General features: G+C 52.9%; 16 protein-coding genes. All 16 read left to right on the top strand.

Annotated features, from left to right (window positions below; all coding sequences use genetic code 11):
- Positions 1-83 precede the first annotated feature (83 nt).
- The 16 genes from lepB to F3H12_RS09380 all read left to right on the top strand — a co-directional run bounded on the left by lepB (position 84) and on the right by F3H12_RS09380 (position 12,650).
- Positions 84-701 (top strand): signal peptidase I, encoded by a 618-nt coding sequence (gene lepB / locus F3H12_RS09310; protein WP_243133246.1) that lies wholly within the window; start codon positions 84-86, stop codon positions 699-701.
- Between the two features lie 444 nt (positions 702-1,145).
- On the top strand, positions 1,146-1,685 hold the full coding sequence (locus tag F3H12_RS09315) for a helix-turn-helix domain-containing protein (RefSeq protein WP_149679068.1): 540 nt from the start codon (positions 1,146-1,148) through the stop codon (positions 1,683-1,685).
- 30 nt (positions 1,686-1,715) lie between these two features.
- Positions 1,716-2,768 carry a spermidine/putrescine ABC transporter ATP-binding protein gene (gene potA, locus F3H12_RS09320; RefSeq protein ID WP_149679069.1) on the top strand — a complete coding sequence of 351 codons (1,053 nt, stop codon included), beginning with the start codon at positions 1,716-1,718 and terminating at the stop codon, positions 2,766-2,768.
- Positions 2,765-3,613, top strand: a complete 849-nt coding sequence (locus F3H12_RS09325; protein WP_149679070.1) for an ABC transporter permease — start codon at positions 2,765-2,767, stop codon at positions 3,611-3,613. Before potA ends, F3H12_RS09325 begins: the two co-directional genes overlap by 4 nt.
- Before the next feature lie 26 nt (positions 3,614-3,639).
- Entirely contained in the window at positions 3,640-4,419 is a 780-nt protein-coding gene (locus F3H12_RS09330) for an ABC transporter permease (RefSeq protein ID WP_149679071.1), read from the top strand.
- Complete coding sequence (locus F3H12_RS09335) at positions 4,416-5,480, top strand: ABC transporter substrate-binding protein (protein WP_149679072.1); 1,065 nt, start codon at positions 4,416-4,418, stop codon at positions 5,478-5,480. The genes F3H12_RS09330 and F3H12_RS09335 overlap by 4 nt, the downstream gene beginning before the upstream one ends.
- 111 nt (positions 5,481-5,591) lie before the next feature.
- A complete protein-coding gene (locus tag F3H12_RS13260; protein ID WP_188118472.1) occupies positions 5,592-5,744 on the top strand; it encodes a hypothetical protein in 153 nt (50 codons plus the stop codon).
- 41 nt (positions 5,745-5,785) lie between these two features.
- Positions 5,786-7,225, top strand: a complete 1,440-nt coding sequence (locus F3H12_RS13600; RefSeq protein ID WP_149679073.1) for an aminotransferase class I/II-fold pyridoxal phosphate-dependent enzyme — start codon at positions 5,786-5,788, stop codon at positions 7,223-7,225.
- 10 nt (positions 7,226-7,235) lie between these two features.
- Complete coding sequence (gene tmk / locus F3H12_RS09345; protein WP_149679074.1) at positions 7,236-7,874, top strand: dTMP kinase; 639 nt, start codon at positions 7,236-7,238, stop codon at positions 7,872-7,874.
- A gap of 5 nt (positions 7,875-7,879) precedes the next feature.
- Positions 7,880-8,344 (top strand): YaaR family protein, encoded by a 465-nt coding sequence (locus F3H12_RS09350; RefSeq protein WP_149679075.1) that lies wholly within the window; start codon positions 7,880-7,882, stop codon positions 8,342-8,344.
- Positions 8,345-8,357: 13 nt separating this feature from the next.
- Complete coding sequence (holB, locus tag F3H12_RS09355) at positions 8,358-9,317, top strand: DNA polymerase III subunit delta' (RefSeq protein ID WP_149679076.1); 960 nt, start codon at positions 8,358-8,360, stop codon at positions 9,315-9,317.
- Positions 9,318-9,341: 24 nt separating this feature from the next.
- A complete protein-coding gene (locus tag F3H12_RS09360; protein WP_149679077.1) occupies positions 9,342-10,214 on the top strand; it encodes a PSP1 domain-containing protein in 873 nt (290 codons plus the stop codon).
- A 131-nt stretch (positions 10,215-10,345) separates the two neighbouring features.
- On the top strand, positions 10,346-10,516 hold the full coding sequence (locus tag F3H12_RS09365; protein ID WP_149679078.1) for a DUF362 domain-containing protein: 171 nt from the start codon (positions 10,346-10,348) through the stop codon (positions 10,514-10,516).
- A gap of 148 nt (positions 10,517-10,664) precedes the next feature.
- The gene (locus tag F3H12_RS09370; RefSeq protein ID WP_340162581.1) at positions 10,665-11,414 is read left to right on the top strand and encodes a tRNA1(Val) (adenine(37)-N6)-methyltransferase; all 750 of its coding nucleotides are present in this window, start codon (positions 10,665-10,667) and stop codon (positions 11,412-11,414) included.
- A gap of 4 nt (positions 11,415-11,418) precedes the next feature.
- A complete protein-coding gene (locus F3H12_RS09375) occupies positions 11,419-11,982 on the top strand; it encodes a Fe-S-containing hydro-lyase (protein WP_149679080.1) in 564 nt (187 codons plus the stop codon).
- Between the two features lie 5 nt (positions 11,983-11,987).
- On the top strand, positions 11,988-12,650 hold the full coding sequence (locus F3H12_RS09380; RefSeq protein ID WP_149679081.1) for a hypothetical protein: 663 nt from the start codon (positions 11,988-11,990) through the stop codon (positions 12,648-12,650).
- Positions 12,651-12,810: the final 160 nt, after the last annotated feature.

The raw sequence follows: 12,810 nt of genomic DNA on the forward strand, positions 1-12,810 counted from the left end.
ATATCGGCAGCCCGTAAGACTGGCTGTGCCTGTGAGCCGTCTGGAGGGACACCGGGAAAATGCACTGAAGGAGTTGTTTTAATTTGGAGCAGAATAAAAAGAAGAGCATCGGCAGGGAAATCATGGAATGGGTTGTGCTGATCCTTGTGGCATTCCTGATCGCTTCTCTCATTCAAAGCGAGCTGTTTGCCCTTACCGAGGTCAACATGACTTCCATGATGGATACCCTTGTCCAGGGAGACAAACTGATCATGAACAAACTGGCCTATGTTTCCAGCGAACCCCAGAGGGGCGATATCATCATATTCCTCAGGGATGAACCCATTAACGGTGCCATCGGAAGGCTGCGCATCTACATATCCGATGTGGCCCTCAAGCTGAAAGGTGATTTCAGGAGGAATCGCCTGATCAAGCGGGTTATCGGGGTGCCGGGGGATAAGGTGGAGATCCGCGACAATGTGCTGTATGTGAATGATATCCCCATGGAGGAGGATTATGCCCGTATCGATCCGGTGCTGGGAATTGTGGCCAACGGCAATATGGAACCGGTGGTTGTCCAGGAAGGGGAACTGTTCGTCATGGGCGACAACAGGAGCCAGAGCATGGACAGCAGGAATTTCGGCGTGATTGATATGGATTGGGTTGAGGGAAAGGCCATCTTCCGCCTCCTGCCTCTCAGCAAATTCGGTAAGATTGAATAGGGATTTTTCCAAAAAATTGCCGGGGATGTGCGATCCCCGGCTTTTTTGTACCTTTTTGAAGTCTGCGGCACGCAAACACAAGGCTGCGCGAGCCGGCCCTGCCTTGTGTTGCCCGCTTTCCTGCCTTGATTCGGCCGGTCGCAGGACTCTGGTATAAGGCCGACAACGCGTGGGTTCTATAGGTCTTGGAATAAAATGACATATCAGGCACACGGCTAAAAAAAACATGAAAATACAGTTCAAAAAATTGCGTTTTAGTGGTTGACAATGAAAGGGATCAGTGCAATAATGTTTTCTGTTGTTTAGTAATAGTAAACAAGTTGTCACGTATTTAAGCTATTTTGTTTACTGTTATTAAACAGCCCCAAATGATGAGTAACAGCTGTTTGGGAAGAAAAATGCCGAATCGGGATGGATCCGTGAGTTCCGTCGGAGGAAGCTGTCATGAAAATCGGGGATAAAATAAAAAGACTCAGACTGGCTAATGATATGACTCAGGAAGAACTGGCCGACAGGTGCGAATTGACGAAGGGATATATCTCCCAACTGGAGCGCGACCTGACCTCGCCGTCCATATCCACCCTGCAGGATATCCTGGAGTGCCTTGGCTCAAGCCTTCAGGATTTCTTCAGCGAAGAGGAGGATGTGCAGGTTGTTTTTAAGGGGAACGACTTCTTTGTGAAGGAGATGCCCGAAGAGGGATATGACATCAACTGGATCGTACCCAATGCCAAGACGCGGGCCATGGAGCCCATCATAGTCGATCTCCAGCCGGGGTGTTCCACCTGGGAAGATACCCCGCATCAGGGTGAAGAATTTGGCATGGTGCTCAGCGGGAGCGTGCAGCTTCAGCTCGGAAAAGAGCGCATGAAGATGAAAAAAGGCGACTGCTTCTATTTCAAGCCTGACAAGAATCATTGCATCAAAAATACAGGCCGGACTGTGGCCAGGATATTGTGGATATCATCGCCGCCAAGCTTCTAGTCCGAGTACACAATGGATCGGGGGATTGTGATGGAGAAGTATATTCTTGAACTGAAGAATTTGACCAAGTCCTACAATGGCGTAAAAGTCGTTGATTCGATAAATCTGAAAATAAGGGAAAATGAATTCGTGACGCTGCTGGGACCGAGCGGATGTGGTAAAACAACTACACTGCGCATGATCGGAGGCTTTGAGGAACCCGACGAAGGGGAGATCCTCTTTGAAGGTAAGCTCCTGAATCCGGTTCCTCCCTACAAAAGGAATATCAATACGGTTTTCCAGCGGTATGCGCTGTTCCCCCACCTGAATGTTTTTGAAAACGTGGCCTTTGGCCTCAGAATCAAGAAACTGCCCAGGGACGAGATCCATGAAAGAGTCGAAAAAATGCTCAAAATGATGGATCTGGAGAATTTCGGGAAGCGCCATGTGGACTCTTTGAGCGGCGGCCAGCAACAGCGCGTGGCCATCGCCCGTGCCCTGATCAACGAGCCGAAGGTGCTTCTTCTGGATGAGCCTCTGGGTGCCCTGGACCTGAAGCTGCGCAAGGAAATGCAGATCGAGCTTCTGGACATGCAGCGCAGCGTGGGGATCACCTTCATCTATGTCACCCATGACCAGGAAGAAGCCCTGACCATGTCGGACACCGTGGTGGTCATGAACCAGGGCAAGATCCAGCAGGTGGGAACCCCTGAAGACATCTACAATGAACCCACCAACCGCTTTGTGGCTGATTTCATCGGTGAGAGCAACATCATCGAAGGGATCATGCTGGAGGATCGGAAGGTCATGTTCGATAACCATGTCTTTGATTGCGTGGATAGCGGTTTTGCGCCCAACGAACCGGTGGATGTGGTTATCAGGCCCGAGGATATCCGCATTGTCACCAATCCCGAGGAAGGCATGCTCCAGGGAACCGTCACATCGGTGGTTTTCAAGGGTGTGCATTACGAGATGCTCATCGAGAATGAGTTCAGGGAATACATGGTGCATCGAACCATGATGTTCCCGGAAGGCAGCCGGGTGGGCATGAATATCCAGCCCCACGACATCCATGTCATGAAGAGGGAGGGATCCCAGACATGAAAAGAATGAAGCTCCTTGCCTATCCCTATTCCGTCTGGATGGCCATATTCATCGTGGTGCCGCTTTTTTTGGTCCTTCTGTACAGCTTTACCGAAGGGAACATCCACAATCTGACCGAACTCAGGTTTTCCACGAAGGGCTATGAGCGCGTGCTGGAGCCGCTCTACCTTAAGGTTATCATGAACTCCTTCGTATTGGCGGCGATTTCTACCCTATGCTGCCTTGTGCTGGGGTATCCCGTGGCCATGATCGTGTCCAAAGCCAATCCCAAAGTCAGGGGCATGCTGGTGATGTTCCTCATCGTGCCCATGTGGATGAACTTCCTATTAAGAACCTATGCCTGGATGTCCATCCTTTCGCCAAATGGCTTCCTGAACCGTGTATTGGAACTGGTCGGCTTGCCCAGGCTGGAGATCATGCCGGGAAAGACCGCCGTCCTGCTGGGAATGATCTATAACTTCCTGCCGTTCATGATCCTTCCCATCTACACGGTGCTGAGCAAGATCGACAAAAGCGTGATTGAGGCGGCCAACGACCTTGGCGCCAATAAAATAAAGACCTTTATGCGGGTGATTCTGCCCCTGTCCATACCCGGTGTGGTGTCGGGCATCACCATGGTGTTCCTGCCCGCGGTCAGTACCTTCGTCATCTCCGGGCTCCTGGGAGGAGGCAAAACACCCCTTATCGGAGATTTGATAGAGCAGCAGTTTATGTGGGAAGGCAACTGGCATTTCGGCTCGTCCCTTTCCATCATCCTGATGGTGATGATCCTGATCTCCATGGCCATCATGTCCCGCCTGGACAGGAATGGCCAGCAGGAGGATAAAAACCCGGTGAAAATGTAAGTCTAGGCAATGAAGGAACGATGGCTATGAAAAAAGCGGTTGTCAGAATCTATATGGGTTTGATCTTTCTGTTTCTCTACGCTCCCATTATCACCCTGATCGCCTTCTCTTTCAACAAGAGCAAGTCCAGGGGACAGTGGGGCGGTTTTACGCTGGACTGGTATGCCGAGCTGTTCAAGGATCGCCTGATCACGGAAGCCCTGTACTACACCATCCTTATTGCTGTCCTGGCCACGCTGATTTCCACCATTGTGGGGACCATCTCTGCCATTGGTATTCACTATATGCGGGGGTTCAGCAAAAACCTGGTCCTGAACATCAACAATCTTCCCGTGCTCAACCCCGACATCGTGACCGGCGTGGCCCTCATGACCCTGTTTATTTCAGCCGGGATGAAACTGGGCTTTGTGACCATGCTGATTGCCCATGTGCTGTTCTGCATCCCCTATGTCATCCTGGCCGTGTTGCCAAAACTCAGGCAGTTGAACCGACATATTGCCGAGGCAGCCATGGATTTGGGCGCCACGCCCGGTTATGCCCTGAGAAAGGTCATCCTGCCGGAGATCAGGCCGGGAATTGTCAGCGGTGCCCTGATGGCCTTTACCCTGTCCATCGATGATTTTGTGATCAGCTTTTTCACCGCCGGAAATGAGGTCAGCAATTTGTCCATCCTGATCTATTCCATGGCAAAAAGGGGCGTGAAACCTTCCATCAACGCCCTGAGTACCCTGATGTTCGTGACGGTGGTGATTTTGCTGCTGATAATCAACAAAAAAAGTGAAAAAGGAGAGGAGTTGCTGCTATGAAAAAGATCCTTGCTTCTGTCATTGTGGCGGCAATACTGATTTCTATGGCATTTTCCCTGTCAGGGTGCGGAGAGGAACAGGTAGTCCTCAACGTGTTCAACTGGGGGGAATACATTGATGAGAGCCTGCTGGACGAATTCGAGAAGCAAACGGGCATTAAGATCAACTACAAAACTTACGATACCAACGAAACCATGCTGGCCAAGCTGGAAGCGGGCGGCAGCAGCTATGATGTGGTCTTTCCTTCGGACTATGCCGTGTCCGAAATGATAAGGAAGGATATGCTATTGCCCCTCGACTTTGAGAATATACCCAATTACAAGTATGTGGACGAAAGGCTGAAGAACCTGGAGTATGATCCGGAGAACAAGTATTCGGTTCCTTATTTCTGGGGCACCATCGGCATCCTGTATAACAAGAACATGGTGGACGATCCGGTGGATACCTGGGATATTCTCTGGAATCCCAAGTATGCGGGCCAGATCCTGATGAAGAAGGATGTCCGCGATGCCATGGGCGCTTCCCTGAAAAGGCTCGGCTATTCCATGAACTCCACCAACGATGAGGAACTGAAACAGGCACAGCAGGCCCTGCTTGAGCAGAAGAAGATTGTGACCGGCTACTATGGCGACGAGATCAAGGACATGATCGCCAATGGCGATGCGGCCATGGGTCTGACTTATTCCGGCGACTTCATGGATCTGTATTGGGATGAGTCGGCGGACTTCAGCCATATCGGCTTTGGTATTCCCAAGGAAGGCACCAACCTGTGGTTCGACTGTATGGTTATCCCCAAGAGCTGCAAGCATAAAAAGGAAGCCGAGATGTTCATCAATTTCATGCTTGATCCGGAAATTTCCTACCAGAACTCCATAGCGGTAGGCTATACCTCACCCAATGTGGAAGCCCTTAACCGGATCCGACAGGAAATGCCGGAAGTGTTTGAATTGCCTGCCTTCTGGCCCGATGACAGCATTCTGGAAAACAGCGATGTATATGTCGATCTGGGAGATTACAAGAGCGTCTATAATCAGCTCTGGACCGAGGTGCTGGTGGACTAGACCGCTTTTGGGGTCCGCCTCGCGTGACGGGTTTACCGGCTGATGCATTGAATGGGAATAATGGATGATTAAACAGAGTGGACGGTTATGGTTTGGCCATAGCCGTCCCTCATGTTATGTACGGAGCCTGTCATTGCGAGGAAGGCGACAGCCGACGAAGCAATCTCGGAGATTGCCGCGCTCCACTTTGGTTCCGCCCGCAATGACAATACCGAGGGTGTCATTGCGAGGAAGGCGACAGCCGACGAAGCAATCTCCAAATAATATTGCTTAAATATGCGATATTTACGCTTGGATTGATAAACATGGATACGAAAAGGAACACACCCATCTACAATATGCTCATGAATTACTCCGGCACCCATCCGCTCCCTTTCCACATGCCCGGGCATGTGATGGGAAGGGGACTTGCAGACCTGTTTAAAGAAATCGGTTCCCTGGATATTACCGAAATCCCGGGTTCCGATTGTCTCCATGATCCGGACGGGGTTATCCGCATGGCCCAGGAACTGGCCGCCCGGGCTTTTGGAGCCAGGACAACCCACTTTTCGGTTAATGGCTCCACCGTGGGGATACATGCCATGATCCGCGCCGCGGTGAAACCCGGCGGAAAAATCCTCATCAACCGGGATGCCCACAGGGCGGCATTCAACGCCATCGCGTTGCTTAAGGCGGAGCCCGTTTTCCTCATGCCGGAGTATGATCCGACAACACGCCTGACCCTTGGCTTCCGGGAAGCAGATCTGAGAAGCGCCCTTTCCGAGCATCCGGATATCGAGGCCATCCTGCTGACAAGGCCCAACTATTACGGCGCTGCCTTCCATATCCGTTCCATGATTGGCATTGCCAGATCAGTGGGGATTCCCTTCCTGGTTGATGAAGCCCATGGAGCCCATTTTGCGTTTTCAGACCTGCTTCCTGAGCCTGCCCTGAGACTGGGAGCCGATGCCTGCGTTCAGAGCCTGCACAAGACGCTTCCGGCCATGACGCAGACCGCTCTTGTCCATGAGGGACCGTCCTCCCTGCTGGAACCGGGCAGGCTTTTCCGCTGCCTGTCCATGCTGCAGACCACGAGCCCGTCCTATGTGCTGATGGCGTCCATGGACATTGCCCGGGACATCATGGAGCGGGAGGGGGCACAGCTCTACGAAGCGCTGTACAGAAGAATACAGGCCTTTGAACGGGAGCTTGAGGATATGGGCGGTGTCAGGCGTGTCGTGCCTGAGGCGCCCGGCCTTGAAAACGATTTTTCAAGAATCGTCCTGAGCTTTGGCCCCTGCGGCCTGACCGGCTTCCAGGCGGAAAGGATTCTCCGTGAATCCTCAGGTATTGTGGCCGAAATGGCCGATGAAGATCATGTAGTCCTGATCGCCACGCCCTTCCATTCCGATGCGGATTTTGAAAACCTGCTTGCGGGGATCCGCGAAGCCGTCAGGTATGGCGAAGGCCCGCAGGATGACAGGCTTTCGGTTGTCAAAGCGCCCGAGGGACTTCCTGAAAGGGCCATGAATCCGGGAGATGCCATCGACAGGCCGGCTGAAGCCGTTGAGCTGGCCAGGGCCGTCGGCCGGATCAGCGCGTCCGCTGTCACGCCCTATCCGCCCGGAATCCCGTTGATAATGCCCGGAGAGGTATTTTCGGCAGAGCTTGTCCGTTATCTGACCGAAATACAGGGTTCAGGCGGTCGTGTTCATGGTATAATGGAAGGTAGGGTACTCGTTATCCGCCAAGCAAAAGAAAACTGAGGTCATACTGATGAACGAAGGCATTTTTATCACCTTTGAAGGCAATGACGGTTCCGGCAAGACCACGCAGATCGGGCTCCTCGCCGACTATCTGAAGCAGCGGGGCCTTGAGGTTCTCATCCTGCGCGAGCCGGGCGGGACGTCCATCGGTGAGAAGATACGGGATATCCTGCTGGACAACAGTAACCAGGGCATGTGTGCCGTTGCGGAGATGCTGCTTTATGCCGCGTCCCGGGCACAGCTGGTGTCGACGATCATCAAGCCGGCACTGGCCGAAAACAAGGCGGTCATCTGCGACAGGTTTGTGGATTCCTCGATGGCTTACCAGGGCATCGGAAGAGGCCTTGGGACCGAAAAGGTCTGGATGGTGAACCAGCTGGCCATTGACGGCTGTTTGCCGGATATCACCTTTTTCATGGATGTGGATGCCGATACGGCCATGGCCAGGCGGAACGCCAAGGGTGAGGAAGCGGACCGGATTGAGAGCGAGGATATGGTCTTCCACAGGCGGGTCTACTCGGGTTATCTGGAACTTGCAAAAAGCTTCCCCGATCGCATCAGGCGCATTGATGTCAACCGGAACCCGGACGCGGTCTTTGCCGAGATCCGCGGCTATGTGGATGAACTCTTAAAGAAAGCCGGCAGGTAAAGGGTATGGGTCTTAAGATTGACAGTGGCAGTTCGGACAGGAAGCCAGCGGCGCTGTCCGGGCCTGTGAGCAAAAGAACGGATAAGGTTCAGGGAAAGAGCACAGCCCAGTTCAGTTCACACCTGAGCAGGCATTTTGGTCATGCCCAGGAAGAGGTCCTGAAGGAGATGGCCAAGGAGATTGAGAAACAGGGTGAAAAACTGGCCAAGCACGTCGATATTGCCGAACTGAAGGTATACAAGCGGCTGGTTTCGGAGTTTCTCAACGAGGCGGTGCGGGCTTCTTCCAAGTTCTCCAAGGAGAGCTTCCTGGACAGGCGCGGAAGACACCGGGTCTATGCGATCATCCGTTCTATCAATGAAAACCTGGAAAAACTCACCGAGGAAGTGCTGAAAACGGAGCGCAACCACCTGGAAATCCTGGGCCGGATTGAAGATATCCGCGGCCTGATTCTTGACCTGATCCTTTGAGAGAGGGATTGTTTTGGATTTCATCGGACAAAAAGCCGTCGTGGAACGGTTTATGGAGCAGTATAAATCCGGCATGACGAGCCATGCCTATGTGCTTTCGGGTCCTCCGGGGATCGGAAAGAAGACCCTGGCCCGTGAAATGGCAAGAACGCTGCTTTGCGGGGAAGAGCCTGCCCGGGCGCCCTGCGGGAGATGCCGGGGATGCAAAAGTTTCGCGGCCGGTTCCAATCCGGGTTTTTTTGAAATCGTTCCGAAAACGCGCAATATTCTCATCGAGCAGATCCGTGAGCTCATCGACCATATCATGGTCCGTCCGGCGCAGGGCAGGAAAGTCTATCTCATACAGGAAGCCGACCGGATGACGACCCAGGCTCAGAATTGCCTTCTCAAGACCCTTGAAGAGCCGCCACCCTACGCCGTTATCATCATGACCGCAAACAGCTTTGAATCGCTTCTGATCACCATACGCTCCAGGGTGGTCCATCTGAGGCTTGGGCGTTATTCTGACGAAGAGATGAGGCAAATCCTGAAAAGGCATGGCAAAAGCTCGGCAGACATGGATGCCGCCATCGCTTTCAGCGAGGGAAACCCTGCCAGGGCGCTGGCCATCATGGGGAACCCGGAATTTCTGAAGACCAGGGAACTGGTGTTTGCGCATATGTTGGGCGAGAACGGTCCCGATCCGGCCGATTGTGAACTGAACCTGCATCTTTCAGGGAACAAAGACGCCCTTCCGGACTGCCTGGATATCCTGGAATCGGCCTATCGGGATGTGATGATGATCCTATGTGGAAAATCCGGCAACTTGATCAATTCAGACAAACGCGATAAACTAATGGAGTATGCACGAAGAAGCAGCATGCAGCGCGTGATCGCGGTTATTCGGGAAGTGAATGCGATCCGCAGTCATCTGAAGCGCTATATGAACCACCAGCTGGCCGTGGATTTGGTGACGCTGGTACCCCATGATTAAGACAGAATGCATAGAGGTGCGTTTATGATAAATGTGGTAGGAGTCCGTTTCAGGACTGCCGGAAAGATATACTATTTCGATCCCTGTGATCTGGATATCAACACGGACGATATGGTTATTGTTGAGACAGCCAGAGGGATTGAATGCGGAAAGGTTGTCATCGCAAAGCGCGAAGTTTCGGAGGAGGAGGTCGTCCTTCCCCTCAAAAGCGTGATCCGCGTGGCGACAGAGGAAGATCTGAAGCATGTGGAGGAGAACAAGGCAAAAGAGGTTGAAGCCTTCAGGATATGCCTTGAAAAGATCAGGAAGCACGGGCTTGAGATGAAGCTCATCGATGTGGAATACACCTTCGATAACAACAAGATCCTGTTCTATTTCACCGCAGATGGCCGCGTGGATTTCAGGGAACTGGTCAAGGATCTGGCATCTGTCTTCAGAACCAGAATCGAACTGAGACAGATCGGCGTCAGGGACGAGGCGAAGATGATGGGGGCCCTCGGTCCATGCGGCAGGACTCTCTGCTGCTGTACCCATCTGTGCGAATTCCATCCCGTATCCATCAAGATGGCCAAGGAACAGTCCCTGTCCCTCAATCCCAGCAAGATTTCGGGAACCTGCGGACGGCTCATGTGCTGCCTGAAATATGAGCAGGAAAACTACGAGTACCTCCTCAGGAAGATGCCCAAGGTGGATGCGGTGGTCAAAACTCCCCATGGGCCCGGTACGGTGGTTTATGTCAATCTCCTGAAGGAAAAGATCAAGGTGAAGCTGGACGACGAGCAGGGCGCCGATATTATGGAATACCACATCGACGAGGTGGAAATTGTCAGGGATGCCGAGAAGAAGAACGACCAGGAAGACAAGATCCTGGAAGAGCTGAAGGAGCTCGAGGACTGAGCCGGGACGGGCTTCAGTTAAGGGTTTACCGGATTGATTATTGGATTTAATTGACATTTAATTGACATCAGGGGTTTATTAGTATAGGATATTCCTGTGGTGTAAACCAACAATGATGTGGAGGTGTTTTTATGGCATATTTTATCAACGAGGAATGCATCAGCTGTGGTGCGTGTGAACCCGAATGTCCCGTTAGCTGTATTTCCGAAGGTGACGGTACATATGTAATAGATGCGGATGCATGCATCGATTGTGGCTCATGTGCGGAAGCATGCCCTGTGGGAGCTCCGCAGCCCAAATAAGGAAGAATTGACCGGAGCCAGGCAGAAAACCTGGCTCTTTCTTCAAAGCCTTTTCAGGACAGGACAACGCGGGCAAGACCCGCTTTTTTGTTACAGCCGGCCTTCTGGCCAGAGTGCTGTTCTTCGGCCGGACCGTACAGGAGTGAGCGTGTTGGGATTCGAGGTTTATGATGACGAGACGCTGGAAGATTTGCAACTGAACAACCTCTGGCTCATACAGAAGAAGGATTCCTTCAGGTTTGGCATGGACGCGGTGCTTCTGGCTGATTTTGCAAAAGCCGGGCCGGGAGACAGCGTCGTGGATTTAGGTACGGGGAGCGGTATCGTGGCCATCCTCATGTCGGCCAGGACACAGGCCGAAAAGATCATCGGCCTGGAGATCCAGCCCGAAATTGCAGACATGGCCAGGCGCTCGGTGGAAGGCAACGGCCTGTCCCACCGCATCAGCATTCAGCAGATGGACATCCGGGAGGCTGCTTCCAGGCTTCCCGTCGGAAAGTATGACGTGGTGGTGACCAACCCGCCCTATACCAGATGCGGCGGCGGGCTGATCAATCCGAATGAATCCAGGGCCATTGCCAGGCATGAGATCCTGTGCACCCTGGAGGATGTGGTTAAGGCTGCCGCTCATCTGTTGAGGGTACGCGGCGAGTTCTACATGGTCCACCGCCCGGACAGGCTGTGTGATATCATGGTGGAGATGCGGAAAAACCAGCTGGAGCCGAAAGTGCTCAGGATGGTGTGCCCAAGACCCGGAGATCCCCCGTCGCTCCTGCTCGTCATGGGCATCCGCAACGGGAATCCCGGCATGAAGCTGCTGGCGCCCCTGTACATCTACGATACCGACGGTAACTATACCGGCGAACTGCGATCCATATACGGTTTACTGATGAGGTGAAATCATGGCGATTCATTTACGCGCTCCCATTATTGATCAGGAACTGCTCCATAAGCTGAAAGCCGGTGACGAGGTGCTTATCAGCGGAACGATTTTCACGGGAAGGGATGCCGCTCACAAGCGGATGATAGAGATGATCGGGAAGGGAGAACCGCTTCCTTTCGATATCAGGGGTCAGATCATCTACTACGTGGGGCCATGCCCTGCGCCTCCGGGAAAAGTTATCGGGTCTGCAGGACCCACCACCAGCGGGCGCATGGATGCGTATGCCCCCACGCTTATAGAAATGGGCCTTAAGGGAATGATAGGGAAAGGTGCCCGCAGCAGGGAGGTTGTGGACGCCATCCGGCAACACGGCGCGGTGTATTTCGGAGCCACGGGCGGAGCGGCTGCCCTCATCGCTTCCTGCATCAAAAAGGTCGAGGTTATCGCCTTTGAGGATCTGGGAACCGAAGCCATAAGGAAGCTGGAGGTGGAGAACATGCCCTGCACGGTCATCATCGATACCCAGGGTAACGACCTGTATGTCATCGGACGAGCCAGGTATGAGAGAAAGGCAGGGGGTTGAGGACCATGTTTGAGAAGCGGATCAATATCTTTGTCGGCCATTACGGCAGTGGTAAATCAGAAATCGCGGTCAACGCGGCCTTTGGCATCAAGGAAAACAGGGAGAACGTGGTCCTGGCCGACATGGACATCGTCAATCCCTTCTTCAGGAGCCTGGACGCCAAAAACTGGCTGGAATCCAGGGGCATACGCGTGCTGGCGCCCCTTTTTGCCAATACCAATGTGGATGTACCCGCCCTGGTTCCCGAGATCTCGGTGGCCCTGAGGAGCCCGGATAAAAACGTGATCCTGGATGTGGGCGGGGATGACGACGGGGCAAGGGTCCTGGGCCGCTACTACAACGATATAGAGAAAGACGCGTATGACATGCATTTTGTCATCAACCGGGCAAGGCCGCTTACCGGCGGGGTAGAAGAAACCCTGCAGTACCTGGAGGAGATCCAGGCGGCTTCCCGACTGAGAGTGACCAGGCTCATCAGCAATACCCACTATTTGGATCAGACCTCCCCCGGGGATGTGCAATACGGTCTCGAACTGACCCGCCAGGTGTCGGAAAAGACCGGCATCCCCGTTGAATTTGTCTGCGTCATGGAGAGCATGGAGCATCTGGCCGAAGGGTTGGATGTACCCCTTTTTGTTCTGAAAAAGAATATCAGGCTGCCGTTCTGAAAGGGAACAGATGCAGGAAAAATATCAGGCAGGATTACGGGAAAAGGGACAGGCAACTGTCCCTTTCAGACTGTCGAAAAAGTCCAGTGAGAACTGGGCTTTTTTGCATTAATATAGTAAAATATTATTGGGTGACGGAAATGATAATTAAGAATGAAGA

Origin of the sequence: Thermoclostridium caenicola, from assembly GCF_900142095.1 — a bacterium.
Classification (GTDB): domain Bacteria; phylum Bacillota; class Clostridia; order DSM-8532; family DSM-8532; genus Thermoclostridium_A; species Thermoclostridium_A caenicola.